General features: G+C 58.2%; 27 protein-coding genes and 1 riboswitch. Of the genes, 17 read left to right on the top strand and 10 right to left on the bottom strand.

The window, feature by feature from the left end; translation table 11 throughout:
* Positions 1 to 39: 39 nt before the first annotated feature.
* Positions 40 to 1,488 (bottom strand): FAD-linked oxidase C-terminal domain-containing protein, encoded by a 1,449-nt coding sequence (locus ACR0KG_RS18875; protein WP_480828133.1) that lies wholly within the window; start codon positions 1,486 to 1,488, stop codon positions 40 to 42.
* 82 nt (positions 1,489 to 1,570) lie between these two features.
* On the opposite strand from ACR0KG_RS18875, the gene ACR0KG_RS18880 reads away from it, so the two are divergent.
* On the top strand, positions 1,571 to 2,269 hold the full coding sequence (locus ACR0KG_RS18880) for a DUF599 domain-containing protein (protein WP_480828134.1): 699 nt from the start codon (positions 1,571 to 1,573) through the stop codon (positions 2,267 to 2,269).
* A 35-nt stretch (positions 2,270 to 2,304) separates the two neighbouring features.
* Positions 2,305 to 2,652 carry a hypothetical protein gene (locus ACR0KG_RS18885; RefSeq protein ID WP_480828135.1) on the top strand — a complete coding sequence of 116 codons (348 nt, stop codon included), beginning with the start codon at positions 2,305 to 2,307 and terminating at the stop codon, positions 2,650 to 2,652.
* A 3-nt stretch (positions 2,653 to 2,655) separates the two neighbouring features.
* Here the strand turns inward: ACR0KG_RS18885 and ACR0KG_RS18890 are convergent, their stop codons facing one another.
* The 3 genes from ACR0KG_RS18890 to rsfS are packed head-to-tail and all read right to left on the bottom strand — an operon-like array spanning position 2,656 to position 4,028.
* A complete protein-coding gene (locus ACR0KG_RS18890) occupies positions 2,656 to 3,141 on the bottom strand; it encodes a flavodoxin family protein (protein ID WP_480551423.1) in 486 nt (161 codons plus the stop codon).
* Between the two features lie 12 nt (positions 3,142 to 3,153).
* Positions 3,154 to 3,624 (bottom strand): 23S rRNA (pseudouridine(1915)-N(3))-methyltransferase RlmH, encoded by a 471-nt coding sequence (gene rlmH, locus ACR0KG_RS18895; RefSeq protein WP_480551421.1) that lies wholly within the window; start codon positions 3,622 to 3,624, stop codon positions 3,154 to 3,156.
* A gap of 44 nt (positions 3,625 to 3,668) precedes the next feature.
* The gene (gene rsfS, locus ACR0KG_RS18900) at positions 3,669 to 4,028 is read right to left on the bottom strand and encodes a ribosome silencing factor (protein ID WP_480828136.1); all 360 of its coding nucleotides are present in this window, start codon (positions 4,026 to 4,028) and stop codon (positions 3,669 to 3,671) included.
* 299 nt (positions 4,029 to 4,327) lie between these two features.
* On the opposite strand from rsfS, the gene ACR0KG_RS18905 reads away from it, so the two are divergent.
* The 8 genes from ACR0KG_RS18905 (at position 4,328) to ACR0KG_RS18940 (ending at position 10,072) form a co-directional block, all read left to right on the top strand.
* Positions 4,328 to 4,834 carry a hypothetical protein gene (locus ACR0KG_RS18905; protein ID WP_480828137.1) on the top strand — a complete coding sequence of 169 codons (507 nt, stop codon included), beginning with the start codon at positions 4,328 to 4,330 and terminating at the stop codon, positions 4,832 to 4,834.
* On the top strand, positions 4,834 to 5,076 hold the full coding sequence (locus ACR0KG_RS18910; RefSeq protein WP_170537245.1) for a helix-turn-helix domain-containing protein: 243 nt from the start codon (positions 4,834 to 4,836) through the stop codon (positions 5,074 to 5,076). The genes ACR0KG_RS18905 and ACR0KG_RS18910 overlap by 1 nt, the downstream gene beginning before the upstream one ends.
* Positions 5,077 to 5,100: 24 nt before the next feature.
* Positions 5,101 to 5,196: an isopropylmalate isomerase gene (locus ACR0KG_RS18915; RefSeq protein WP_480828138.1), complete on the top strand. Its 96-nt coding sequence runs from the start codon at positions 5,101 to 5,103 to the stop codon at positions 5,194 to 5,196.
* A gap of 44 nt (positions 5,197 to 5,240) precedes the next feature.
* Positions 5,241 to 6,644: a 3-isopropylmalate dehydratase large subunit gene (gene leuC, locus ACR0KG_RS18920; RefSeq protein ID WP_480545235.1), complete on the top strand. Its 1,404-nt coding sequence runs from the start codon at positions 5,241 to 5,243 to the stop codon at positions 6,642 to 6,644.
* A gap of 37 nt (positions 6,645 to 6,681) precedes the next feature.
* Positions 6,682 to 7,236 carry an HdeD family acid-resistance protein gene (locus ACR0KG_RS18925; RefSeq protein ID WP_480828139.1) on the top strand — a complete coding sequence of 185 codons (555 nt, stop codon included), beginning with the start codon at positions 6,682 to 6,684 and terminating at the stop codon, positions 7,234 to 7,236.
* Positions 7,237 to 7,279: 43 nt separating this feature from the next.
* Complete coding sequence (gene leuD, locus ACR0KG_RS18930; protein ID WP_480551411.1) at positions 7,280 to 7,885, top strand: 3-isopropylmalate dehydratase small subunit; 606 nt, start codon at positions 7,280 to 7,282, stop codon at positions 7,883 to 7,885.
* Positions 7,886 to 8,216: 331 nt separating this feature from the next.
* Positions 8,217 to 9,047 carry a hypothetical protein gene (locus tag ACR0KG_RS18935; RefSeq protein ID WP_480545238.1) on the top strand — a complete coding sequence of 277 codons (831 nt, stop codon included), beginning with the start codon at positions 8,217 to 8,219 and terminating at the stop codon, positions 9,045 to 9,047.
* Positions 9,044 to 10,072 (top strand): endonuclease/exonuclease/phosphatase family protein, encoded by a 1,029-nt coding sequence (locus ACR0KG_RS18940; RefSeq protein WP_480828140.1) that lies wholly within the window; start codon positions 9,044 to 9,046, stop codon positions 10,070 to 10,072. The genes ACR0KG_RS18935 and ACR0KG_RS18940 overlap by 4 nt, the downstream gene beginning before the upstream one ends.
* On the opposite strand, the gene ACR0KG_RS18945 is transcribed toward ACR0KG_RS18940, so the two are convergent.
* Positions 10,036 to 10,962 (bottom strand): Rossmann-fold NAD(P)-binding domain-containing protein, encoded by a 927-nt coding sequence (locus tag ACR0KG_RS18945; protein ID WP_480828141.1) that lies wholly within the window; start codon positions 10,960 to 10,962, stop codon positions 10,036 to 10,038. The two genes, ACR0KG_RS18940 and ACR0KG_RS18945, sit on opposite strands and share 37 nt — an antisense overlap.
* An 83-nt stretch (positions 10,963 to 11,045) precedes the next feature.
* On the opposite strand from ACR0KG_RS18945, the gene ACR0KG_RS18950 reads away from it, so the two are divergent.
* Together ACR0KG_RS18950 and leuB are read left to right on the top strand one after the other, a co-directional pair.
* A complete protein-coding gene (locus ACR0KG_RS18950) occupies positions 11,046 to 11,939 on the top strand; it encodes a LysR family transcriptional regulator (RefSeq protein WP_170537257.1) in 894 nt (297 codons plus the stop codon).
* 130 nt (positions 11,940 to 12,069) lie between these two features.
* A complete protein-coding gene (gene leuB / locus ACR0KG_RS18955) occupies positions 12,070 to 13,173 on the top strand; it encodes a 3-isopropylmalate dehydrogenase (RefSeq protein ID WP_480828142.1) in 1,104 nt (367 codons plus the stop codon).
* A gap of 50 nt (positions 13,174 to 13,223) precedes the next feature.
* On the opposite strand, the gene ACR0KG_RS18960 is transcribed toward leuB, so the two are convergent.
* A complete protein-coding gene (locus ACR0KG_RS18960; protein WP_480828143.1) occupies positions 13,224 to 15,407 on the bottom strand; it encodes a transglycosylase domain-containing protein in 2,184 nt (727 codons plus the stop codon).
* Positions 15,408 to 15,666: 259 nt separating this feature from the next.
* On the opposite strand from ACR0KG_RS18960, the gene ACR0KG_RS18965 reads away from it, so the two are divergent.
* The 3 genes from ACR0KG_RS18965 (at position 15,667) to ACR0KG_RS18975 (ending at position 18,175) form a co-directional block, all read left to right on the top strand.
* Complete coding sequence (locus ACR0KG_RS18965) at positions 15,667 to 16,005, top strand: P-II family nitrogen regulator (RefSeq protein ID WP_480500528.1); 339 nt, start codon at positions 15,667 to 15,669, stop codon at positions 16,003 to 16,005.
* Positions 16,006 to 16,038: 33 nt separating this feature from the next.
* A complete protein-coding gene (locus ACR0KG_RS18970) occupies positions 16,039 to 17,349 on the top strand; it encodes an ammonium transporter (protein ID WP_480551399.1) in 1,311 nt (436 codons plus the stop codon).
* 136 nt (positions 17,350 to 17,485) lie between these two features.
* Complete coding sequence (locus tag ACR0KG_RS18975; RefSeq protein ID WP_480828144.1) at positions 17,486 to 18,175, top strand: aspartate/glutamate racemase family protein; 690 nt, start codon at positions 17,486 to 17,488, stop codon at positions 18,173 to 18,175.
* A 78-nt stretch (positions 18,176 to 18,253) separates the two neighbouring features.
* Here the strand turns inward: ACR0KG_RS18975 and ACR0KG_RS18980 are convergent, their stop codons facing one another.
* Positions 18,254 to 19,438 (bottom strand): amino acid aminotransferase, encoded by a 1,185-nt coding sequence (locus tag ACR0KG_RS18980; RefSeq protein ID WP_480828145.1) that lies wholly within the window; start codon positions 19,436 to 19,438, stop codon positions 18,254 to 18,256.
* Complete coding sequence (gene sseA / locus ACR0KG_RS18985) at positions 19,438 to 20,292, bottom strand: 3-mercaptopyruvate sulfurtransferase (RefSeq protein ID WP_480828146.1); 855 nt, start codon at positions 20,290 to 20,292, stop codon at positions 19,438 to 19,440. Before sseA ends, ACR0KG_RS18980 begins: the two co-directional genes overlap by 1 nt.
* 143 nt (positions 20,293 to 20,435) lie before the next feature.
* Positions 20,436 to 20,649: riboswitch (cobalamin riboswitch) on the top strand.
* Positions 20,650 to 20,704: 55 nt separating this feature from the next.
* On the opposite strand from sseA, the gene ACR0KG_RS18990 reads away from it, so the two are divergent.
* The gene (locus ACR0KG_RS18990; RefSeq protein WP_480828147.1) at positions 20,705 to 21,382 is read left to right on the top strand and encodes an energy-coupling factor ABC transporter permease; all 678 of its coding nucleotides are present in this window, start codon (positions 20,705 to 20,707) and stop codon (positions 21,380 to 21,382) included.
* A gap of 15 nt (positions 21,383 to 21,397) precedes the next feature.
* Here ACR0KG_RS18990 and ACR0KG_RS18995 read toward each other — a convergent pair whose 3' ends face one another.
* The gene (locus tag ACR0KG_RS18995) at positions 21,398 to 21,667 is read right to left on the bottom strand and encodes a CBU_0592 family membrane protein (RefSeq protein ID WP_480828148.1); all 270 of its coding nucleotides are present in this window, start codon (positions 21,665 to 21,667) and stop codon (positions 21,398 to 21,400) included.
* On the bottom strand, positions 21,667 to 22,227 hold the full coding sequence (locus ACR0KG_RS19000; RefSeq protein ID WP_480545249.1) for a helix-turn-helix domain-containing protein: 561 nt from the start codon (positions 22,225 to 22,227) through the stop codon (positions 21,667 to 21,669). Before ACR0KG_RS19000 ends, ACR0KG_RS18995 begins: the two co-directional genes overlap by 1 nt.
* Before the next feature lie 106 nt (positions 22,228 to 22,333).
* Here ACR0KG_RS19000 and ilvD point away from each other — a divergent pair, with 106 nt between their 5' ends.
* Complete coding sequence (ilvD, locus tag ACR0KG_RS19005; RefSeq protein WP_480828149.1) at positions 22,334 to 24,166, top strand: dihydroxy-acid dehydratase; 1,833 nt, start codon at positions 22,334 to 22,336, stop codon at positions 24,164 to 24,166.
* Positions 24,167 to 24,205 lie beyond the last annotated feature (39 nt).

A 24,205-nucleotide genomic window follows, 5' to 3' on the forward strand; every position in this document is an offset into this window, starting at 1 on the left:
TCGGGGGAGGCGCGCAGAGCGCGACGGGGGCAGAGCGTCCTATTCCGCCGCCATCTGCGCCACGCGGCGGGCTTCGGACACATCCAGCGGAAACACCTTGGCCGGATTCAGCAGCCATTGCGGATCAAACACGTCCTTCACCGCCATCTGCGCCTCAAGGTCTGCAGGCGTATATTGATGCGACATCAGATCCCGCTTTTCGATACCCACCCCATGTTCTCCGGTAAGGCAGCCGCCGACATCGACACACAGCTTCAGGATATCCGCACCAAAGGCCTCGCATTTCTCCAGATCACCGGGTTTGTTGGCGTCAAACAGGATCAGAGGGTGCATGTTCCCGTCGCCCGCGTGGAACACATTTCCGACTGACAGACCGTAGTCCTTGCTCAACTCACCAATGCGCCGCAGCACTTCGGGCAGAGACGACACCGGAATCGTACCATCGAGGCACATGTAATCGTTTAGTTGCCCGATCGCGCCAAAGGCCGACTTCCGACCCAACCAGATCTTGGCGCTTTCTTCGGGTGACTGGCTTTCACGCAACTCGACAGGGTTGTGGCGGTTGGCAATCTCGATGATTTTTGCCAGTTGGTCGTCAATCTCCTTTTGTGAGCCTTCAACCTCGACAATCAGCAAAGCTTCGCAATCGGGATATCCAGCATTGGCAAAGTTCTCGCAGGTCTGAATACACAGGCGGTCCATGAACTCTATCGCCACCGGCAGGATGCCCGATTTTATGATGTCCGAAACGCACTGACCGGCCACCTCATTGTCATCGAACCCCATCAGCACAGGCCGCGCGCCTTCGGGCTTGCGCAGGATACGCAGCGTCGCCTCAGTCACCACGCCCAACTGCCCTTCCGAGCCGCAGATAACCCCCAACAAGTCCAGCCCGCCGGAATCCAGATGCGCGCCGCCGATCTCGACCACGCGTCCATCCATCATCACCATCTTGACACCCAGCAGGTTGTTCGTGGTCACGCCGTATTTCAGACAATGCGCCCCACCCGAATTCATCGCGATGTTCCCCGCAATTGCACAAGCCAACTGCGATGAAGGGTCCGGCGCATAAAAGAAATCTTCTTCCTCAACCGCTCCGGTTACGCTCAGATTGGTGCGGCCGGTCTGAACGCGGACAAAGCGGTTGTCATAGTCGGTCTCCAACACGTCGTTCATGCGCGCCACACCCAGAATCACGCAATCCGCCGTCGGCAGCGCACCACCAGCTAGCGACGTTCCTGCACCGCGCGGAACCACGGGCACGCCCTCCTCGTGGCAGATACGCAAAACATCCGAAACCTCTTGTGTCGTCGACGGCAGCACCGCCAGCATGGGCGGGCAGCGATACGCAGTCAGCGCGTCACATTCATAGGCGCGTGTTTCTGCCGGGTCGTGGATCACCGCATCCTCGGGTAGAACTTGCTGCAACCGCGCCAGAACGCGGTGCTTTCGCGCAAGTACATCGGGATTTGGCTGGGGCATTTCCATGGCTGATCCTCCAATTTGGTAAAATAATATTACCAATTTCCGCATCTGGCAAGTTTCGATCTTCCGACTTAGTGTCGCAGTCATGTCCTGGATCGCTCAATCCCTTCCTTTTTCCCTGCTCGACTATGCCGCTTTGCTGCTGTTGCTGGGGTCCTGGCTTTGGATCGGTTGGCGGGTTGAAAACGCCTCCGCTCAGAAGCCCTCGGTCAGTCGTATCATGGATGGCTATCGCCGGGATTGGATGAAGGAAATGGTCACCCGACAGCCGCGCATGTTCGATGCGCAAGTGGTTGGCACGATGCGGCAGGGAAGCACGTTTTTTGCCTCGACTACTATGATCGCTATCGGCGGAGGGCTCGCCTTGTTGGGCAATCCTCAACGTTTGGCCGGGCTGGCCGAGGATTTGGCACTGGGTACAGCACCTGCATTGGTGTGGGAGGTCAAGATATTGATCATCCTTCTGTTTCTGGCCAATGCATTCCTGAAATACGTCTGGGCACATCGCCTGTTCGGCTATTGCGCGGTGCTGATGGCCGCAGTCCCGAATGAGCCTGACGACCCCACAGCTTACCCACGCGCCGCACAGGCAGCCGAGATCTGTGTCACCGCGGCGCGCAGTTTCAACCGCGCGCTACGTGCTACCTATTTTGCCCTGGCCGCCGCGGCTTGGATATTGGGACCAATCCCGTTGATTCTGGGCACGATGATCACGATGGCCATGCTCTATCGGCGGGAATTTGCATCGCAATCGCGCACGATTTTGCTCGACACCGGATCGTGATCGTCATGGTGGGCAAGACAAGGTAAGATCACCACATGAGATACCTTGTTCTTTACGCCCTGCTGGCCACCCCTGCCTTTGCCGATGCTCCGGTGATCGAAAACGTCACCGCCCAGCGCAGCGGTGAAACCTGGCGATTCGACGTCACCATCCGGCACCCGGACACAGGCTGGGACGATTACGCAGACGGCTGGCGTGTTTTGGACATGGACGGAACCGAATTGGGTATGCGCGTGTTGCACCACCCGCATGTTGATGAACAGCCCTTCACCCGATCCCTTGGCGGAGTTGCCATTCCAGAAGGCACCACCCAGGTCCAGATCCAAGCTCGGGACAATGTCGGGGGGTGGAGCGACAACACCACCGTGATCGACCTGAACTGAGGGTCAGAACACCCCTAGGCTTAGACCTGCTGCCATCGCTGCGCCAATTTCGCGGCATTTATCCAACTCATTTTCGGGGATGACCTTCTCGGCCAGTATCGCCTCGGGCGTCTGCGCATGGGTACACAGGATCAGCGGCGGCTGTACCTCTTTCAACCGCCAGCCGGTGGCGATGCGGGCGGTTTGGCGTGCGGCATTCTCTCCGTCGGACCCGGCGCAGATCATCTGTGCGTAGGGGCGACCCTCGATCCGGCCCAGAACTGGATAGTAGCTGCGATCGAAGAACTCTTTCATAAGGCCCGAAATAGCGGCGAGGTTTTCGGGGGCGCAGAAAATGTAGCCGTCGGCGGCCAGCAAGTCTTCGGGCCCGGCCTGATCTGCGGTTTTCAAGACGATGTCTGCCTCATCCCCACCCGCCTCAGCTGCCGCCTCAGCCATTTGCCGGGCACCGCCAGTGCGTGAATGATAGACAATCAGAAGCTGCGCCATGTCAGACCCGTTTTAGACCCGGTGATAGGGGCCGCCAGACAGAATGGTTGCGGCCCGATAGAGTTGCTCGGCCAACATCACACGGACCAGCATGTGGGGCCAGACCATGGACCCGAATGAGATGGAAAAATCCGCCTCGGACCGCAGCGAGGGGTCTATACCGTCTGCTCCTCCGATAATCAGCGCCAGATCCTGCCGCCCAGCATCACGCCAATTGCCCAGCTTTTGGGCGAAATCCGGTGAGGACATCAACCGTCCGCGCTCATCCAGCGTACAGATCACAGCGCCTTTGGGCAGCGCCTTGCGCAGCAACCCGGCCTCGGCGCCCATGCCTGCGTTTTTCTTGTCTTCAACCTCGATCACCCGCGCAGGACCAAGGCCCAAGCCACGGCCGGTCCGGTCGAAGCGGGTCAGGTAGTCGTCAAGCAGGGATTTCTCGGGTCCAGCGCGCAATCGCCCGACCGCAACTATGCTGATACGCATATCTCTCTCGGCTCCGGCCTTTCAATACAGGCCAGGATGGCGCCTCAGTTGGCTGAGGCGCTGCCGCCCGCAGGCAGCCACATCTTTTCCAGCTGGTAGAATTCACGCACTTCGGGGCGGAAGATATGGACGATCACGTCGCCCGTATCGATCAACACCCAGTCGCCGGCATCCTTGCCTTCGACCTTCGAGGTGAAACCAAACTCCTGCTTGATGCGATCCGTCAGCTTTTCCGCCATGGCCGCGACCTGGCGGGTCGACCGACCCGAAGCAATCACCATGTGATCCGCAACCGAGGACTTACCACGCAGATTGATCTGCACGACATCTTCGGCCTTGTCATCGGAAAGTGAGGAAAGGATGCGTTCAAGCAGCTTGTCGCTGATTGACTGAGAGTGGGCCATCACTGCGGCCCCGTCTTCGGCAGGCAAACCCGCCTGGGTATGTAGAGACAGGACATAGTCCTCCTTTGCTATACGCCGCCAAATCCCCGGCGCCGGGATAGTCATAAAGTAACAAGCGCCCCGTGACATTTCAATGAAGGCCCGAATGCAATCTTTGTTCAAATCGAATCTGGTGCATCGATGCATAATTTGTTGGCCAAAAAAGCAGGGGCATAGCACCAATAAGAGCCTAAAATTTCATTCTTTCTAATCATTCTTTATTGTTATACAATAAATTATTGCTTGAAAGAGATAAGCTCATGCGACACCGCGTTACACATATGGCGAAATGGCTTAACCGACTAACCAATGGCGCGATCTTCGTGATCCCGGCTTTGGCGATCTACGCAGCCGTCAGCGGTGAAATTCCTTCTTTGTCCAAGGCATGGTCCGATGCGCATTTCGTCCGTTTCATTGCTTTGGCGGTGATCGCAGCGATTGGGTTGGCATTGTTGATCCGAATGCTATGGATCCTGCGCTCAATCCTAAAAGACTGCGTACGCGGCGCTGTTCTCGTGCCTGAGACTACGGAAAACGTGCAGCGTTTGGGACGGGCGATACTGGCGCTCGCTGTGTTCCAATCCTTTGACAACACATTGATCAGCCTTGCTGAAAGCATCGGAGAAGCCAGCGGAGATCGTAGCCTAGTGGTGAGTTTTGGCTCATCAGACCTTCTCATGCTGCTATGCGCGGGGCTTGTCTATCTGATTGGATGGATCTTTGCAGAAGCCATATCGATCGATCGCGAGAATCGGGAATTCGTTTGATGCAGATAATCGTGCGGCTTGATGTCATGATGGCCAAACGCAAGATCAAGGGGCGTGACCTTGCATTGGCGATCGGCATCACAGAGCAGAATTTGAGTCTTTTGAAATCCGGCAAAGTCAAAGGTGTGCGGTTCGAAACACTTGCCAAGTTGTGCCAGGTCTTAGACTGCCAACCGGGCGACTTGCTGGAAGCCATGATAGACGACCCGTCCATTTCCCTTGAACCAATCTCAAGCGGATAGTATCTGGTGCCCATGAGACTCAATGTGGCCCAAGAACAAAATCTAGAAGATCGCGCGCGCCTGCGCGAGAGGTTCTATGGGGCTGCCCGCACGGTTCTGGCCCGCCTACCCGCGGCCTAAGCCACCTCGCCAGCTATTTCTCATTACATACGGGGAGAGGACAGATGTCCCCCAAAACACTCTATGACAAGATCTGGGATGCCCATGTCGCGCATGAAGCCGATGATGGCACCTGCCTGCTTTATATCGACCGCCATCTGGTGCACGAAGTCACCAGCCCACAGGCGTTCGAGGGCCTGCGTATGGCGGGACGTCAGGTACGCGCACCGGAAAAGACAATTGCCGTGCCCGACCATAATGTGCCCACCACGCCGGATCGTGTGAACGGAATTGAGAACCCGGAATCGCGCATTCAGGTTGAAGCGCTGGATAAGAACGCCAAGGATTTTGGTATTCACTACTACCCAGTGAATGACGTGCGTCAGGGTATCGTTCACATCGTCGGCCCGGAACAGGGCTGGACCCTGCCCGGCATGACCGTTGTTTGCGGCGACAGCCACACCGCCACCCATGGCGCGTTTGGTGCACTGGCCCACGGCATCGGGACGTCTGAGGTCGAACACGTTCTGGCCACCCAGACCCTGATCCAAAAGAAATCCAAGAACATGAAGGTGGAAATCACCGGCAAACTTCAGCCGGGCGTGACCGCGAAGGACATCACTCTGGCGGTAATCGGTGAGACCGGCACTGCTGGCGGCACCGGCTATGTCATCGAATATTGCGGCGAAGCGATCCGCGATCTGTCGATGGAAGGCCGTATGACCGTCTGCAACATGGCCATCGAAGGCGGCGCCCGCGCTGGCCTGATTGCGCCGGATGAGACCACGTTCGAATATGTCAAAGGCCGCCCGCATGCGCCCAAAGGGGCCCAGTGGGAAGCCGCGATGGACTGGTGGAAAACGCTCTACACCGATGAAGGCGCGCATTTCGACAAGGTCATCACCCTGCGGGGCGAAGACATCGCGCCTGTCGTCACATGGGGCACCAGCCCCGAGGACGTTCTGCCGATCACCGCATCGGTCCCTCACCCCGAGGATTTCGAAGGCGGCAAGGTCGACGCGGCCCGCCGGTCTATCGAGTATATGGGTCTGGAAGCCGGTCAGAAACTCAGCGATGTGGAAATCGACACCGTCTTTATTGGGTCCTGCACCAATGGCCGGATCGAAGACCTGCGCGCTGCAGCCGAGATCCTGAAAGGCAAAAAGATCAAAGACGGCATGCGGGCCATGGTCGTGCCGGGGTCGGGCCTTGTTCGCGCTCAGGCCGAAGAAGAAGGTCTGGCCGAGATATTCAAGGACGCTGGTTTCGAATGGCGTTTGGCCGGATGCTCAATGTGTTTGGCGATGAACCCTGACCAGTTGCAACCGGGCGAGCGTTGTGCCGCGACCTCGAACCGCAATTTCGAAGGTCGTCAGGGCCGCGGAGGGCGGACCCACTTGCTGAGCCCGGCCATGGCCGCCGCAGCTGCCATCACAGGACGTCTTACAGACGTTCGAGAGTTGATGTAAGCTGCCCTCATAAATCAACTTTTGAGGGAATTCACAGATGAGTGATTGGGTCAAATGGCTGTTGCTGGGACTGCTGTCCACCGCGTTCGGTATCTTTGTGCTGGGCGCGCCGGTTGTGGCGTCGATTGCCGTGACGGTGGTGACCGGCGTGCTGTTGCTGGTCTCGGGCGCGCTGCAGGTTGTCGGCGCGTTCACCGTCGAGGGCGCCGGTAACAAGATCCTGTCGCTCATCATGGGTGCGGTCATGCTATTCCTTGGCTGGTCCTTCCTGGATCACCCGCTACAAGGCACGCTGACCTTGGCGACCGTGATGCTGATCCTGTTCATGGCAGGTGGCATCGCGCGGATCATCCTGTCCTTCCAGATGCGCGGAACGCAGTTCTTCTGGCCAACGCTGATCTCGGGCATCTTGTCGATCGTGCTGGCCGGTATCATCTGGAGCTATGTGGGGCAGGAACCGCAGGCGCTGCTGAGCATTCTGGGGATCTTCCTGGGCATCGAGATGCTGTTCAACGGGTTCGGATTGGTCTTCATGGCGTTCTTCGTCAAGAACGCACCCAAGGACGAAACAACAGAAGCGAAAGAAGCTTAAACGCGGGATATGGGCGCGGCCCTCTCTCGCAGGAGTGTAGAACATGGAAAAGTTTGAAAAAGTCCACGGGGTGGCCGCCCCAATGCCGCTGATCAATATCGACACCGATATGATCATCCCTAAAGTGCACCTGAAAACCATTAAACGGTCGGGTCTTGGCGTCGTTCTGTTTGATGAGATGCGCTATCATGATCATGGCGGCGAGAACGAAGAGTTTGTTCTGAACAAACCCGCTTATCGCAACACCGAGATTCTGGTGGCTGGTGACAATTTCGGCTGTGGCTCGTCGCGGGAACATGCGCCCTGGGCGATCAAGGATTTCGGGATCAAGGTTGTGATCTCGACCAGCTTTGCCGACATCTTCTTCAACAACTGCTTCAAGAACGGCATCCTGCCCATCGTGGTTGAAGAAAAGCATCATGCAGTTCTGATGGACGATGCGCACAAGGGCGAAAATGCCCGTATGACCGTGCATCTGGAAGATCAGCAGATCACCACATCGGACGGAGTGGTGATCGAGTTTGACATTGATCCCCACCGCAAGCACTGCTTGTTGAATGGTCTGGACGACATCGGCCTGACAATGGAAAAAGACCACCACATCGACAAGTTCGAGGATCACGCGAGTCAGGCCCGCCCCTGGGTATGATTCTGTGGATGATTCTGTGGGCACTCAACCCTATGGGGTCGCAGTCGCGACCTCATTCGCATTTTAGGGGTTGAAAATCGCAAAACCACAACATCTAGGTATCAAATTGAGATACACGTCGGATTTGCGTCGAAAATGATGCAATCCCGCACCAGTTGCGCCATCTTTTTGCCCGAAATCACGTGTTATCTGCACCCTGGCTTGAGCGGAATGCCGCTTATCGTCCAAGGTGTCGGAAACGAGGCATCCGTCACTTTAACAAACGGGCGGGCACAAGTTGGAACCAAGTTGGCAAAGACCGGCTGGTCCAGTTTGAAAAAGGGTTCGGATAGTGATTGCGCGCACATCAGGGGCGGCGATACGTGGAATATTGGTCGCGCTTATGGTGCTGACCCCCGCGTTGTACCTGCCAGTAACATCGACGAACGGGACCGAAATAGTGGTCTTTCTCGCGATACTCGCGTTTATTCTGACATTTGCCGAATATAACTCTGCCTTTCCAAGCTTTATCGAATTTCGCGACGCCCCACCGGTGAATCGGTTGCGGTTTGTTGGACTGTTCTCGATGGTCACGTTCCTGACGTTGATCTGTAAGAATGGCTACGCTCCGACACAGCTGACCACATTCTCGTATTCTGTGGGTCTGGCAGTCGCAAATGTGGTCGATTTCCCGTATTCGCCGGTGCGCCTGATCGTGCTGATGCTGCCGGCTGATGCCAGCGCGCCGCTGGTAGAGCTGGTGCGCATAACCGCCAGCATCGCCTACGTTGCGGCGCTGGTGACGATTGCCAGCTTTGCCTATGCGGTGAAACTGAGGGGCTGGCCAACCGGGAATGGGGCATTCAATGTCTGGACCAACCTGCCACTGTTTGACCCCACCAAAGGCGGAGACGTGGTCAATCGCCTTCAGCGCGATGGCCGTCTGAATATCTGTATCGGCATTCTACTACCTTTCCTGATCCCTGCTGTGATCAAGCTGCTGACCAACTTCGCCAATCCGATCTCGCTGAGCAATCCGCAGACCCTGATCTGGACTATGAGCGCCTGGGCCTTCCTGCCCGCCAGCATGATCATGCGAGGCATGGCGACCATGCGCATTGCCGGGCTGATCGTCGAAAAGCGCCGCGCCTATTCAACATCCGAGACCGCTCAGGCCGCATGATCCGCGCCTTGGTCCTGCTCTTGCTGCCCGTCGTGGCGCAAGCAGACGTGGTGCGTATTGCAACCTACAATACCGAGCTCAGCCGCAAGGGCCCTGGACTTCTGCTGCGCGACATCCGGAGGGGTGACCCGCAGGTTCAGGCCGTTGTCGATGTGCTGACATCCGCGCGCCCAGATATCGTCGCGCTTCAGGGCATCGATTGGGACATGGACGCCCTTGCGCTGACCGCGCTGGCCGGCGCGTTGCGCGAGGCCGGGTTGGACTATCCCTATCTCTTCACAGCTCAGCCAAATTCCGGGCTGGAAACGGACCTTGATCTGGACGGGGACGGCAAAACACACGGCCCCGGAGACGCGCAGGGTTGGGGGCTATTCACCGGCCATGGCGGGATGGCAGTGCTATCGCAGTTTGAAATTCTTAGCGCCGAAGCGCAGACGTTCGGAACGCTGCTTTGGCAGCAATTGCCCGGGGCAGAGCTGCCGGTATCTGACGGCAAACCCTATCCGTCAAGGCAAGCGCATGACGCGCAACGCTTGTCATCAACCGGTCACTGGATCGTACCGATCAACACACCTCTGGGTCGGCTGGACCTGATGACCTTCCATGCAACGCCCCCAGTGTTTGACGGCGCCGAAGATCGCAATGGGTTGCGCAACCGGGATGAAATCCGATTCTGGTCTGTGCTGTTGGACGGTGGTCTTGGCCCCGCACCTAGCGCCCCCTTTGTCATCGCGGGTGACGCCAATCTCGACCCGCAACACAGTGATGGCCGGACCGAGACCATCGCCGCGTTGCTCTCCGATCAACGCCTACAGGACCCGCAACCCAAGTCTCCTTTGGGCGAGATCGCAACCGTGCATTGGAAAGCGGTTGGCGCGCTTCGTGTAGACTATGTATTACCATCCGCCGATCTGCAGGTTGTGGATGCGGGCATATTCTGGCCGCATCCCGACGATGAGCAAAGAGACAGCGCCGAGCAAGCCAGCCGTCATCGGCTGGTTTGGGTGGACGTTACGGCCCGATGAGACTTCGCGGTACTCAAAGACCCGATCCTGTTCTTGTGCGCGATGGCCGACCGCATCGCCTGATCCAAATCGGTATGCGGTGCATCCTCGATCAGTTCTGACAGGAATGTGCCATCCAGCTGATGTGGAAGGTCCCACAAGTATCGCATCTCAAGCAGGTGCGGGGCCATTCGCCAAAACGGGCGTACAAGTTGTATGGGCCACCACTCCATCTTGGCAATCGCAACCTCCTGCCCGGTAACGCGGGACAGCGATTGCGCTATCTCGGTGCCCGTCAGCGTGTAACCGGGAAAAGGAACATCGCAGAACCGAGGCAGTTCATGCCGCATCTCGGCCAGCATCACTGCGGTGAGAGTCAAATCAGGCAGATAGGCCCAAGCATGCGGGATGTCTGGGTTGCCGGGATACGTCAGACGACCCTTGGACAAACCTTTGATCATGATCTGATCGAACCAATTGCCCGAAGCGCAAGTGTCAATGAAATCGCCAGCGCGCAGAATGATCGTCCGGACGGATGAGCTGCGGTAGGCCTCCTCCATCTCGATCCTGATCTGGCCCAGCGGGTTTTGCGCGCGATGCGGGCTGCCTCCGTACCAGGGGCCCGGGGTCTCTGCACCGAAGACATAGACATTGCCGGGTACGATCACGGTTGCCCCTGCCTGCGCCGCCACATCGATCACCTGACGATGCAAGTCAGGCACCAATCGCGCCCAATCCGTATAAGGCGGGTTCCAGGCGTTGACGATCACGTCAACCCCTTGCGCGGCCTGTTCCAGCCTGTCCGCTTTGCGATTGAATGTGCGAACAGACCAACCTGCCTCATGAAACGCTAGGCTAGCGTTGCGGCCAAATCGGCCATTGGCCCCCAGAATAAGCACAGATTGCTGCATGACACGCTCCTTTCCGGATCAATCTAGCCATACAAATACTTAATGGAATTGCCGAAAACCGCAGAACGTGTATTCATTTTTGAATGGACAGATCTATCACCCATTCCGACTGGTCTCTGATCCAGAGCTTTCTGGCCGTGGCCGAAACCGGATCTTTATCTGCCGCCGCCCGACGCCTGGACCGCAGCCAGCCGACGCTGGGGCGCCAGATCCACGCACTTGAGGATGAGCTGGGCGTATCCCTGTTCGACCGCCATGCGCGCGGGCTTAAGCTGAGCGAGGTAGGCACGCAGTTGCTGCCAATGGCGCAGCAAATGCACTCAGCTATGAGCACCTTTAGCCTGACGGCAGCCGGGCAGTCGCAACAGCTGGAAGGTTCGGTCCGCATCACAGCATCAGTGTTTGCCTCACATCACTTGCTGCCTCCTATTCTGGCGCAAATCCGCGCCCAAGAACCTGCCATTCAGCTGGAACTGGTCGCCACGGATGCGACTGAAAACCTGTTGTATCGCGAGGCCGACATCGCCGTGCGCATGTACCGGCCCGAGCAGATGGATATCGTCTCGCGGTATCTCGGGGATGTTCCTTTGTGTTTCTGTGCCGCCACCTCGTATCTGGACCGTGCAGGGCGGCCAGAAAAACCCGAGGATCTGTTCGATCATGATCTGGTTGGCTTCGATGCCAATGAGCAGATCATCACCAAAATGCGCCAAAAGGGTTGGCCCGCCAGCAAAGGAAGCTTTGCCACTCGCTGTGATCTGCAAAGCGCCTATTGGGAGCTGATCCGCGCCGGATGTGGTATTGGCTTCAGCCAGGTTCAGGTGGCCGAGGCTGACCCGCTGGTCGAAGTTCTTCCGCTGGATGTTGATATTCCGGTGCTTCCTGTCTGGCTGGCTGCGCCACAGGCGATGCGACAAACGCCGCGAATCCGCCGTGTCTGGGACTTACTGACCGAGGGGTTGAAGGCCTCTCTCTGACCGGTTTCCAGCGCGTAAGGCCAAGAAACTCGATTTCCCGCATAGAACCTGCGTTTAAGCCCGCTCGTCTCATTGACCCTATGCGGCGCAGGCGCTAGGGCCTTTGCTGTCAAACGCAAGGAGATCCTTCATGTCCAACCCCTCGCTCCTCATCCTGCCCGGAGACGGAATTGGCCCCGAAGTCATGGCCGAAGTACGCCGCATCATCGACTGGTTCGGCACCAATCGCGGCCTGGAATTCGACGTGAGCGAGGATCTGGTCGGCGGTGCGGCCTATGACGCCCATGGCAAGCCATTGTCAGACGAGACCATGGCCAAAGCGCAAGAGGTCGACGCGGTTCTACTGGGCGCTGTCGGCGGTCCTAAATACGACGATCTGGATTTCAGCCTTAAGCCCGAGCGTGGTCTGCTACGCCTGCGCAAGGAAATGGACCTGTATTCCAATCTGCGTCCGGCGCAGTGCTTTGACGCGCTGGCTGATTTCTCATCGCTGAAGAAAGACATCGTCGCAGGTCTGGACATCATGATCGTGCGCGAGCTGACCTCGGGCGTCTACTTTGGCGAGCCGCGCGGCATTTTCGAGGAAGGCAACGAGCGCGTGGGTATCAACACTCAGCGCTATACCGAATCCGAAATCGAGCGCGCCGCGCGTTCGGCCTTTGAACTCGCGATGCGCCGGAACAAGAAGCTGTGCTCGATGGAAAAGGCCAATGTGATGGAGTCGGGAATTCTGTGGCGCGAAGTGGTCGAGCGCGTGAGCGCCGATTACCCCGAAGTCGTGCTGTCACATATGTATGCCGACAACGGCGCCATGCAGCTGGTCCGCGCGCCCAAACAGTTCGACGTGATCCTGACCGACAACCTGTTTGGCGACATCCTGTCGGATTGCGCCGCGATGCTGACCGGTAGCTTGGGCATGCTGCCCTCGGCCAGCTTGGGTGCACCGATGGCCAATGGGCGCCCCAAGGCGATGTACGAGCCGGTGCATGGTTCGGCCCCCGACATCGCCGGCGAGGGCAAAGCCAACCCGATCGCCTGTATCCTCAGCTTTGCCATGGCGCTGCGCTACAGCTTTGATCAAGGCGCCGAGGCTGGCCGCCTGGAAGCTGCGATCGAAAAGGTTCTGGCCGATGGCGTGCGCACCGGTGATCTGTTGGCGGATGAAGGTGTTCAGCCGGTTTCAACCTCGGAAATGGGCGATGCCATTCTGGCGGCACTGGACGCAAGCGTCTAAGTCCTGCCACAGCTGAAATTCAAAAGGCGGTGCCCAGCGCACCGCCTTTTTTAGTTACCGCCAAAAATCCCCTTGAGCAGATTGTTGATGTCTTCGGCAAAACCACCCTGCCTGCGACGCGGCTGCGGCTGTGCCACTTGAACGGGCGGTTCCGGCACGATCATCGGCAAGGGTGTTGGCGTCATCCCTTCGGTCACCCGCACCATCGTCTCTTTCCAAATCTCGGCAGGCAAGCCACCGCCAGTGACACCGGACAAGGGCGTGTTGTCATCATAGCCCATCCACACACCGGCCACATAGTCTGCCGTAAATCCGATGAACCACGCATCCCGCGCGGCCTGCGTAGTGCCGGTTTTACCTGCAACCTGCCAGCCCGGCAGCTTAGCCCGCCCGCCAGTGCCTTCGGACACAACACGTTCCATCATCCAGGTCAGCTGTTTCGCGGCGCTGTCATTGATCACACGCTCGCCGATGCCGGTGGTTGTCACCATAACAGGTTCGGTCTCGCCCAGCAGCTTCAACTCGGTCAGGCCATAGGGCTCAACCGATGATCCGCCGTTCAGGATGCCTGCATAGGCGCCGGTCATCTCGATCAGCGTGCTTTCAGACGCGCCCAGCGCCAGCGCTGGTCCCTGCGCCAGATCGCTGGCAATCCCGAAACCGCTGGCGACGGTCCGCACATTGTCCAGCCCTGCAACCTCGGCCACTTTCACAGCCGGAATGTTCAGAGAATTCTTCAACGCATCCGCCAGCGTGACACGACCATAGAACCTATTCGTGTAGTTCTTTGGGCACCATTCACCCGATCCCGGAATGCTGACGCAATAGGGCTCGTCCATCACGGTGGCATAAGGTGAATAGCCCAGCTCCAGCGCTGTGGCATAAACAAAGGGCTTGAATGAGGACCCGGTCTGGCGCAGTGCCTGAGTGGCCCGGTTAAACGCGCCCGAGACCCGGGTTTTACGTCCGCCGACCATGGCGCGCACCGCCCCATCCGCTGACATCACGACAATCGCCGCCTGCGCCTTGGACCCTTCGCGCACCTTTTCCTGAAAGATGTATTGCAGCGCCTCTTCGGCAGATTTCTGGATGCGCTGATCCAGCGTGGTGCGGATCACCACATCTTCGGTGGTGTTGCGGGTGAAAAACTCCGGCCCGCTGGCCATCACCCAATCGGCGAAGTAGCCGCCCGCCCGCGCAGCGGCAGCGGCAGACAGTTCTGCCGGGCGCGCACGCGCTTCGCTGGCCTGTGCGCCTGAGAGATACCCTTGATCCTCCATTAGACCAACCACAAGCCGGGCGCGATCTTGTGATCGTTGCAGGCTGTTGGTGGGGGCATAGCGCGTGGGTGCGACCAGAAGACCGGCCAACATAGCCGCTTCGGCAGGAGAAACCTCGGCTGCTGATTTGCCGAAGTACCGCTGGCTGGCAGCTTCGAACCCACGTGCACCAGCCCCTAGAAACGCACGGTTCAGATAGATCGTCAGGATTTCGTCTTTGGAGTATTTGACCTCCATCGCCAGCGCATAGATCGCCTCTTTGCCCTTGCGCCAGAGCGAACCCTGGCGGCAATCCGCTTCATATGCGGCCTCGGACTCCCACTCAGTCGGATCATAAGGCACACCCAGACACAGCAGCTTGGCTGTCTGTTGGGTGATGGTCGAGCCTCCATGGCCCGACAGTGGCCCGCGCCCTTCGCTCAGGTTGATACGCACCGCACTGGCAACCCCACGCGGGCTGACGCCGAAATGGCGATAGAACCGCTTGTCCTCGGTCGCAATCACAGCGTTTTTTAGATGGGGTGAAACCGTATCTGCTGTGATCACCCCGCCAAACTGGTCTCCGCGCCAGGCAAAAACCTTGCCATCCCGATCCAGCAAGGTCACCGATCCGCGCGCGCGCCCATCCAGCAGGGCGTCCGCATCGGGCAACGAGGTATAGACAACGCCAACGGCCAAAGCGATCAGCATCGCGATAACGGCACCCACGCGCCATGTGACACCCCAGATCAGTCGCCAGATCCAACGGAACAGACGGCGGAAAAACCCCCCGCCATTGCCACCCGAACGCTTGCGCGTCTTCTTTCGAGCCGTCTTGCGCGTGGTCGTCTTTCGGGCGGTGGATTTCTTGCCCGCCGGTTTCGCAGTCCTCTTGGTCGTCGAAGGTTTGCGCCCCTTCGACGGGTATCGTTTATCCGCGACCAATCTTGGCTTGCGGCGCTTGGACTCAGTCATGCTCAAACTCTGCCCGGTTATTCTTTTGGCACACCATACCCCGGCGACATAGCTATGTAGAGGTCCGATTTTCCGGAATTTCCCCTCTCATATTCGCCTAATTTTTAGTCGTTCGGCAAGTTTTGTGCAAAAATTGTGCAACTTTGCGTCATTTTCGAACCATTTAACGACGGGGAATCGTTCCTAAACGCCCCTCCTCAGGCTCTTTTTCTGCAGGTGCAAACAAGCCGGTGTGACCGGAGAAGCAGAGGGGACTGACGTGAAACTCATCATTGCGACAATCAAGCCGTTCAAGCTCGAGGAGGTGCGCGAGGCACTGACCCAGGCTGGTGTGCGCGGCATGATGGTGACCGAAATCAAGGGCTTCGGCTCACAATCCGGTCACACAGAAATCTATCGCGGCGCAGAATACGCCGTGAACTTCGTACCCAAGATCAAACTGGAAATCGTGGTCCCAGCCACGATGGCCGACCAGATTGTTGAGACCATCACCAACACCGCCAAGACCGGCAAGATCGGTGACGGCAAGATTTTCGTCCTTGATGTCGAGCAGGCCATGCGCGTGCGGACCGGGGAAACAAACGAAGAGGCGCTCTGAGCGCCGACACTCACATAAATTCGAGGACTGACAATGAACCTGATGAAATCTCTCATCCCTGCCGCCGCGCTTGTCGTGCTGCCGCAGATGGGTCTGGCGCAAGAGGCCGCTACCGGCGAAGCCGCGCTGCACACCCAGTATATCTTTACCACCCTGCTGTTCCTGATGGCGGGCTTCCTGGTCTTCTTCATGGCGGCAGGCTTTGCCATGCTGGAAGGCGGTTTGGTGCGTTCCAAGAACGTCGCCATGCAGATGACCAAAAACGTGGCACTGTTTTCCATTGCCGCGATCATGTACTGGTTGATTGGCTTCAACACAATGTATCCCGGCGACTTCAATGGTTTCTTTGCCATTGGCGGCCCAACCGTGCTTGATCCAGTTGGTGTTGACCCGGCCGAGGCTGCTTTGGACTATGCCTCAATCGGTTCGGACTTCTTCTTCCAGCTGGTCTTTGTGGCTGCAACCGCCTCGATCGTGTCCGGCGCCGTGGCCGAACGGATCAAGCTGTGGCCGTTCTTGATCTTCGTGGTCGTGCTGACCGGTATCATGTACCCGATCTCTGGCTCCTGGCAGTGGGGCGGCGGCTGGCTGTCCGAAGCTGGCTTCTCGGATTTCGCTGGTTCTACAGTTGTGCACTCTGTCGGTGGCTGGGCAGCTCTGGCTGGCTGTCTGATCCTTGGCCCGCGTATCGGCAAGTATAAAGACGGCAAGGTTCACCCGATGCCCGGTTCGAATCTGGCGCTGGCCACCTTGGGTACCTTCATCCTGTGGCTGGGTTGGTTCGGCTTCAACGGCGGCTCACAGCTGGCCATGGGCACCGTGGGTGACGTAACCGACGTGTCGCGCATCTTTGCCAACACCAACATGGCTGCCGCATCTGGTGCAGTTGCTGCCCTGATCCTGACCCAGGTTCTGTATAAGAAGCCTGACCTGACCATGGTGCTGAACGGCGCGCTGGCCGGTCTGGTCTCGATCACCGCTGAACCTCTGGCTCCGACCCTGTTTGGCTCGCTATGGATCGGTGCAGTTGGCGGTATCATCGTGGTCTTCGCGGTTCCGATGCTGGACAAGTTCAAGATCGACGACGTTGTTGGTGCCATCCCTGTTCACCTGTTCGCAGGCATCTGGGGCACCATCGCCGTGATCTTCTACGGCGAGGCCAGCCTGATTACCCAGCTGACCGGTATCGTCGCATACGGTGTGTTCACTTTCGTCGGCGCTCTGATCGTGTGGTCCATCCTGAAAGCGGTAATGGGCATCCGTGTCAGCGAAGAGGACGAGATCAACGGCCTCGACATGGCAGAACTGGGTATGGAAGCTTATCCGGAATTCTCTAAAGGCTAAGACCTGGGACAGACACTGCAAAACCGGGCGTTCGCGCCCGGTTTTTTTTGTTCTGGGTACACTATGATTTCTTGACGAGATCATCCGATGGCGGCACTTCAGATAGGATCAAGCGGCGCAGGTTTCGGAGCATATCGTGAAAACAATCGGCATTCTCGGTGGCATGTCTGCGGCTTCGACGCGGATTTACTACCGTATCCTATGCGACTTGACCCGAGATCGTCTTGGGGGTCTGCACTCACCCCAGTTGCTCATCCGCTCACTGGATTTTGCGGAAATCGAAACCCTGCAGGTCCAGGGGGATTGGGACTCTGCCGGGCACATTCTGAACCAAGAGGCATTGGCTTTGGAACGCGGCGGGGCTGATTTCATCATTCTCGCGACCAACACGATGCACAAACTGGCCCAGCAAATGATGGCGGGCGTTTCGATTCCGTTGCTGCATATTGCCGATGCAACGGCACACGCCATTCAAGATGTCGGGCTCCAATCGCCCGGTTTGATGGCAACAGCTTTCACCATGCAGCAGACGTTTTACACGGATCGCCTGCGCGCGGCTGGATTGGCCCCCGTTCTGCCGACCCTTGAAGACCAACAGACAACACATCGCATAATCTATGAAGAACTATGCAAGGACATCGTCAAGGAACAAAGCCGCTCGGACTTTGTCGGAATTGCGCAGCGGTTACACGACGCGGGTGCGGATTGCCTCATTCTCGGCTGCACTGAAGTGGGCATGTTACTGAACACTGAAAACGTGCCCTACCCGGTGTTCGACACCACACATATTCACTGCCAAGCCGCGTTGGACATGGCTTTGTCCTGACGCCCGGATCAACGGAATTTGCAATTGAAACGAAAAAGGCCGCGCGAATGACGCGGCCTTTGCCAATAAGTGCGAGTATTAAACCCCGACGTCGACAATCGCCTGTGCCAAGATCGGAACGGTCGTCGCGTTTAGACCTGCAATATTCAACCGGCTGTCCCCCACCATATATATGCCGTGATCGTTGCGCAGTTGCTCGACCAGTTCGGGGGCCGCGCCGAGGCGTGAGAACATGCCGCGGTGCTGGGCGACAAAGCCGAACCGGTCTGATCCGGTCAGCCTCTGCAACTCGCCGGCCAGTTGCTGACGCAGCCCCAGCATCGAAAGGCGCACCTCCTCCAGCTCAGCGGCCCAATCTGCGCGCAAGGCGTCGTCGTTCAGGATGGTGGTCACGACCCGTGCGCCATGGTCCGGCGGAAACGAGTAGTTCTGGCGGTTCAGGAAGGCCAGCGTCGACTGGTTCAATGCCGTCTGCGCCGCATCATCGCTGATCGCCATCAGCAGGCCGGTCCGCTCACGATAGACGCCGAAGTTCTTCGAACAAGACGCCGCGATCAGGCAGCGCTTGACCGACGATGCCACCAGACGGGTTGCCTGCGCGTCTTCCTCAAGACCGTCGCCGAAACCCTGATAGGCGATGTCGATCATGGCAACCAGCCCAAGCTCGTTGATCAGGTTCACCACCTCTTGCCACTGCACGGGGTTCAAGTTTGCGCCGGTCGGGTTATGGCAGCAACCATGCAGCAGAACCACGTCGCCCGCCTTGGCAGTTTTCAGGTCCTCGATCATACCGTCGAAATCAACGCCGCGGGTTTCGCCGTCAAAATAGCGATACGGAACCGCCTCGATACCCAAGTAGCTCAGGATCGACAGGTGGTTTGGCCATGTCGGGTTCGATACAAACACGCGCGCCTCAGGATTGGCCATGCGGATCATCTCGAACGCTTGACGGCAGGCACCCGTCCCGCCCGGTGTCGCAACGGCGGCAATTTTGGTACGCGGCACCGTATCGCCAAGGATCAGCCCGATCATCGCATCGGCATAGGCCGGATCACCTGCCAGACCGGTATAGGCTTTGCTCTCCTGCTCCTCCAGAATGCGCTTTTCGGCGGCTTTGACCGCACGCATTACCGGGGTAACACCTTCGGCATTCTTGTAGACGCCGACACCCAGGTCGATCTTCTGATCACGCGGGTCTTCGCGGTACATCTGCATCAGCGCCAGGATTTTGTCGGCGGGCTGCGGTTTGAGGTTCTCGAACATCAGATTTCTCCGGTTGCGACGGGCAGGGTTGGGAAGGCACCCCATTCAGCCCAGGAGCCGTCATAAAGCGCGTGGTCTTTTTTGCCCATGCGTTCAAGCGCAAGGCTTAGGATTGCAGCGGTCACGCCTGAACCGCACGAGGTGATCGCCGGTTTATTCAGATCCACGCCTGCGGCCTCAAACACGGCGCGGCACGCATCGGGCGACTTCATCGTGCCGTCACTATTTAGCAGGCTGCCAAAGGGCACGTTGCGCGAGCCTGGTATGTGGCCCGATCGCAGCCCTTCGCGCGGTTCAGCCTCGGTTCCGGCAAAGCGGGCGGCGGCACGGGCATCGATGATCTCATGATCAGCCAGTTTGGCGGCGGCGGACACCTGTGTTACGTCGCGTACCAGATGGTTCTGTACCCGGACGGTCATATGGCGATCCCGGATCACAGGGGGCAGATCTTCGACCTCTCGCCCTTCGGCCTGCCATTTCGGCAAACCCCCGTCCAGAACGGCGATATTCTCTTGCCCCATCAGACGGAACAGCCACCAGACCCGCGCGGCCGACATCAGCCCGGCCCCGTCATAGACGACCACCTGATGACCATCGCCCACGCCGATCGCCCGCAGGCGTGACATGAACTTCTCGACCGGCGGCGCCATATGCGGCAAGTCCGAGCGGTGGTCCGAAATGTCATCAATATCGAAGAAGCGCGCGCCGGGGATGTGGCCCGCATCATATTCCGCCTTGGCATCGCGATTCTGCGCGGGCAGATACCACGACCCGTCCAGAATCCGCAGATCCGGGTCCTTGATATGCGCAGCCAGCCAGTCGGTAGATACCAGGGTTTTCGGATCGTCTTGCATCAAAGCCTCCCCTAAGCGAGTCTGAGTTTCCCTATATCCGAGCGGCCAAACGTGCAAGCCATGCCAAGGCCTGCACCCCCCGGCGCGCTGACAATTTTTTCCAAACATACACGTTTGCCTGCTTGACAGGCGGCACCCCGCGCCAGACACCTGCCGGACATGGTTTCCAAAGGGGAATTCCCCCTGAGGAATGAAAAGGGAATCCGGTGCGACAGTACCTGTCAATTCCGGAACTGCCCCCGCAACTGTAGGCGGAGTTTCGCCCCATCATGGCCACTGACCGAGGCAATCGGTTGGGAAGGCCGGGATCGAAGCCAATCCGCAAGTCAGGAGACCTGCCATGTGCAAACCGGGCGAAAGCCCAATTCTTAAACCTTTCTGCCGTCGGGTGTGACGGGAAGGAGACTAAACTATGCATATCGAACCGGGCGTCGTAAATGGCGCCAAACTTGTCTTGAGCTACGCCACCGCAACTGGCGTAGGGCTCTATACCGCTAAACTGGCATGGGACAGCCTGAAAAGCAGCGGCCTTGCCAGCCTGGCCATTCGCTCAGCCCTGACCACCGGGCTGGTTTTCACCTTCTTTGAGGTGTTGCCGCACTTCCCGGTCGGGGTGTCGGAGGTTCATTTTATTCTGGGATCGACCCTGTTTTTGTTGTTCGGTGCGGCCCCTGCCGCTATCGGCCTGATCGCGGGCTTGTTTATCCAGGGGTTTTTTCTGGCGCCTTTCGACCTGCCACAGTTCGGAATGAACATGACAACGTTGCTGGTACCGTTGTTTGCCTTGCAGGCCTTGGCCAACCGCATCATTGCGCCGAATACAGCCTATATTGATCTGAAGTATTCTCAGGCACTTGCGCTATCGACGGCCTATCAGGGCGGTGTCGTCATCTGGGTGGCGTTCTGGGCCTTTTATGGCCAAGGATTTGGGGCCGAGAACTTTACAGCGGTCGCCAGTTTCGGCGCTGCCTACATGCTGGTTATTCTGATCGAACCGCTGGCCGATCTAGCCGTGTTGGCCGCAGCAAAATCCATGCGAGGTCTGGGCCGGATTGGGCTGTTTACGCCCCGCCTCCACAACGCTGTATAACCCTATTGCGCCGCGCTACCCAGCGCGGTGCAACCTGAAATGCTGAACAATTCCGATCACGCTTATGATGATCCAAAAGCCTTCAATCAGCATCGACGCCAGATTGAAGTTCTGAAGCAACGAATAGACGATCAAAACAGACCCCAGCAGGTTCACCACGGGAAACGCCAGATCTTCGGAATTCATATACCGCATCTGCGTCGCGAAATAGGCGGCAACCACGATCAGAGCCCCGAAGGAACCGATGGCGTCCACGATGGTCAGACTGTTGAAAAACTCACTCATCAATGAACCTTGCCGTTTTCCTGAACATCCGGCTGTTGCGCATAGTGATGCATGTTCAAAAACGCCGCCCCTTCAGCACCTGCGCGATATCCGTGCGGGACATCCGCTGCAAATCGAAGTCCCTGCCCCGTTTGCAAAGACACCCAAGCCTCACCTTTCAGAATGTCCAGCGTGCCGCTGAGCACAAAGACCTCCTCGGTCACACCAGCGGCATGGGCAGGGGACTCATGGCTTTGGTTCGGGTCGAGGTTGACGTGAAATGTCTCTGCCCCCAAGGCCGGATCAAAGGGGAAAACGATCTTGACCTCGATACTGCCGGGAAAGGTAACGGTTTGAAAAACCGACGGATCACCATTCACGGTGTCGATCAACGCGCTGAGCGGCAGCTGAAATCCTTTGGCAATCTTCCAGAGCGTGGCGATCGTCGGGCTTGATTCGCCGCGTTCGATCTGACCTAGCATCGCTTTGCTGACACCGGTGATTTCGGCAACTTTCGACAGGCTCAACCCCGAAGCGGCCCGCACATCCCTTAGTTTCAGTGTTATTTCGTCCGGAGCCATGCCGTTGTCTTTCGAATCCTCTTGTGCGTTATAGCGCACATATGATACGTGCGCTATAACGCACATTCCCCGCATATCGCAACCGGGGCAAAAGGGAAACAGCATCATGCCAATGTACCGATCCAGAACCTCTACCCACGGCCGCAACATGGCCGGTGCCCGCGGCCTGTGGCGTGCCACCGGTATGCAGGACGATGATTTCGGCAAGCCGATCATCGCCATTGTCAACTCCTTCACTCAATTCGTGCCGGGTCACGTCCACCTGAAGGATTTGGGCCAGATGGTCGCGCGAGAGGTTGAAAAGGCTGGCGGTGTTGCCAAGGAATTCAACACCATCGCGGTGGATGACGGCATCGCCATGGGCCACGACGGGATGCTCTATTCCTTACCCTCGCGCGAAGTAATCGCGGATTCGGTGGAATACATGGTCAACGCCCATTGCGCCGATGCGATGGTCTGTATCTCGAACTGTGACAAGATCACGCCAGGCATGTTGATGGCTGCGATGCGTCTGAACGTTCCAGCGATCTTTGTCTCGGGCGGGCCGATGGAGGCTGGTAAAATCGACATCGCTGATCTGGATGCCAAGAAGATCGACCTTGTAGATGCCATGGTCGCCGCCGCTGACGACCGGTTCACCGACGAGCAGGTTCAGCATATCGAGGAAAACGCCTGCCCCACTTGCGGCTCGTGCTCGGGCATGTTCACGGCGAACTCAATGAATTGTCTGGCCGAGGCACTGGGTTTGGCACTGCCAGGCAATGGCTCCACCCTCGCCACTCATGCGGACCGCAAACAGCTGTTCCTTGAAGCAGGTCGCCGGATCGTCGAGATCACCAAGCGGCACTACGATCTGGACGAAAAAGGCTTCCTGCCACGCGAGATCGCAACGTTTGATGCCTTCGAGAACGCCATGAGCCTGGATATCGCCATGGGTGGATCGACCAACACGGTCCTGCATCTGCTGGCAATCGCCCACGAAGGCGGCGTCGATTTCACCATGTCCGACATGGACCGGTTAAGCCGTAAGGTGCCGTGCCTGTGCAAAGTCGCACCGAACACCGAGAATGTGCATATGGAGGACGTCCACCGCGCCGGTGGCATCTTCTCGATCCTCGGTGAACTCAGCCGCGCTGGGTTGTTCCACAACCACTGCAGCACTGTTCACACGCCGACCATGGGCGAAGCAATTGCCAATTGGGACATCAAGGTTGCCAACAACCCGGCGGCGCAGGACCTGTTCAAGGCAGCCCCGGGCGGTGTACGCACCACGCAGGCGTTCAGCCAGTCGAACCGGTACAAGGAACTGGACACCGACCGCGAAGGCGGTGTGATCCGGTCCAAGGAACATGCGTTTTCTCAGGACGGAGGCCTTGCGGTTCTGTTCGGTAATATCGCGCTGGATGGCTGTATCGTTAAAACGGCGGGCGTGGATGCCAGCAGCCTGACCTTCACCGGCTCGGCCTATGTCTGCGAAAGCCAGGATCAGGCGGTCAGCGACATCCTGACCGGCAAGGTGAAAGAAGGCGACGTGGTCGTCATCCGCTACGAAGGTCCGCGTGGCGGGCCGGGGATGCAGGAGATGCTGTATCCGACCTCGTATCTGAAATCCAAAGGTCTGGGCAAAGCCTGTGCTTTGCTGACCGATGGTCGCTTCTCGGGCGGCACCTCGGGCCTGTCCATCGGCCATGTCTCACCCGAGGCGGCCGAAGGCGGCGTGATCGGTCTGGTCCGTCAGGGTGACACGATCGAGATCGACATCCCCAACCGCTCAATCCATCTGGCTGTGTCGGATGAGGAACTGGCCCAGCGTCGTGCAGAGCAGGACGAAAAGGGCTGGGAACCGGCAGAACCACGCAAGCGCAAGGTCTCTACCGCGCTGAAGGCCTATGCCAAACTGACCACCAGCGCCGCCAAAGGGGCCGTGCGTCAGGTTTGAGTTAGACACCGCTCAACAAAAACGGTCTACCTATCCGGT

The sequence above is a fragment of the Ruegeria sp. H4 genome (assembly GCF_056533065.1).

Bases quoted from the DNA above. Each gene is read 5' to 3' on its own strand.
- rlmH (WP_480551421.1), bottom strand. From the start codon at position 3,624: ATGCGTATCAGCATAGTTGCGGTCGGGCGATTGCGCGCTGGACCCGAG.
- sseA (WP_480828146.1), bottom strand. From the start codon at position 20,292: ATGCAAGACGATCCGAAAACCCTGGTATCTACCGACTGGCTGGCTGCG.
- ACR0KG_RS18890 (WP_480551423.1), bottom strand. From the start codon at position 3,141: ATGGCGCAGCTTCTGATTGTCTATCATTCACGCACTGGCGGTGCCCGG.
- leuB (WP_480828142.1), top strand. From the start codon at position 12,070: ATGTCCAACCCCTCGCTCCTCATCCTGCCCGGAGACGGAATTGGCCCC.
- ilvD (WP_480828149.1), top strand. From the start codon at position 22,334: ATGCCAATGTACCGATCCAGAACCTCTACCCACGGCCGCAACATGGCC.
- ACR0KG_RS18885 (WP_480828135.1), top strand. From the start codon at position 2,305: ATGAGATACCTTGTTCTTTACGCCCTGCTGGCCACCCCTGCCTTTGCC.
- ACR0KG_RS18940 (WP_480828140.1), top strand. From the start codon at position 9,044: ATGATCCGCGCCTTGGTCCTGCTCTTGCTGCCCGTCGTGGCGCAAGCA.
- ACR0KG_RS18910 (WP_170537245.1), top strand. From the start codon at position 4,834: ATGCAGATAATCGTGCGGCTTGATGTCATGATGGCCAAACGCAAGATC.
- ACR0KG_RS18970 (WP_480551399.1), top strand. From the start codon at position 16,039: ATGAACCTGATGAAATCTCTCATCCCTGCCGCCGCGCTTGTCGTGCTG.
- ACR0KG_RS18925 (WP_480828139.1), top strand. From the start codon at position 6,682: ATGAGTGATTGGGTCAAATGGCTGTTGCTGGGACTGCTGTCCACCGCG.
- ACR0KG_RS18960 (WP_480828143.1), bottom strand. From the start codon at position 15,407: ATGACTGAGTCCAAGCGCCGCAAGCCAAGATTGGTCGCGGATAAACGA.
- ACR0KG_RS18980 (WP_480828145.1), bottom strand. From the start codon at position 19,438: ATGTTCGAGAACCTCAAACCGCAGCCCGCCGACAAAATCCTGGCGCTG.
- ACR0KG_RS18995 (WP_480828148.1), bottom strand. From the start codon at position 21,667: ATGAGTGAGTTTTTCAACAGTCTGACCATCGTGGACGCCATCGGTTCC.
- rsfS (WP_480828136.1), bottom strand. From the start codon at position 4,028: ATGGCCCACTCTCAGTCAATCAGCGACAAGCTGCTTGAACGCATCCTT.
- ACR0KG_RS18875 (WP_480828133.1), bottom strand. From the start codon at position 1,488: ATGGAAATGCCCCAGCCAAATCCCGATGTACTTGCGCGAAAGCACCGC.
- ACR0KG_RS18905 (WP_480828137.1), top strand. From the start codon at position 4,328: ATGCGACACCGCGTTACACATATGGCGAAATGGCTTAACCGACTAACC.
- leuC (WP_480545235.1), top strand. From the start codon at position 5,241: ATGTCCCCCAAAACACTCTATGACAAGATCTGGGATGCCCATGTCGCG.
- ACR0KG_RS18990 (WP_480828147.1), top strand. From the start codon at position 20,705: ATGCATATCGAACCGGGCGTCGTAAATGGCGCCAAACTTGTCTTGAGC.
- ACR0KG_RS18950 (WP_170537257.1), top strand. From the start codon at position 11,046: ATGGACAGATCTATCACCCATTCCGACTGGTCTCTGATCCAGAGCTTT.
- ACR0KG_RS18945 (WP_480828141.1), bottom strand. From the start codon at position 10,962: ATGCAGCAATCTGTGCTTATTCTGGGGGCCAATGGCCGATTTGGCCGC.
- leuD (WP_480551411.1), top strand. From the start codon at position 7,280: ATGGAAAAGTTTGAAAAAGTCCACGGGGTGGCCGCCCCAATGCCGCTG.
- ACR0KG_RS19000 (WP_480545249.1), bottom strand. From the start codon at position 22,227: ATGGCTCCGGACGAAATAACACTGAAACTAAGGGATGTGCGGGCCGCT.
- ACR0KG_RS18880 (WP_480828134.1), top strand. From the start codon at position 1,571: ATGTCCTGGATCGCTCAATCCCTTCCTTTTTCCCTGCTCGACTATGCC.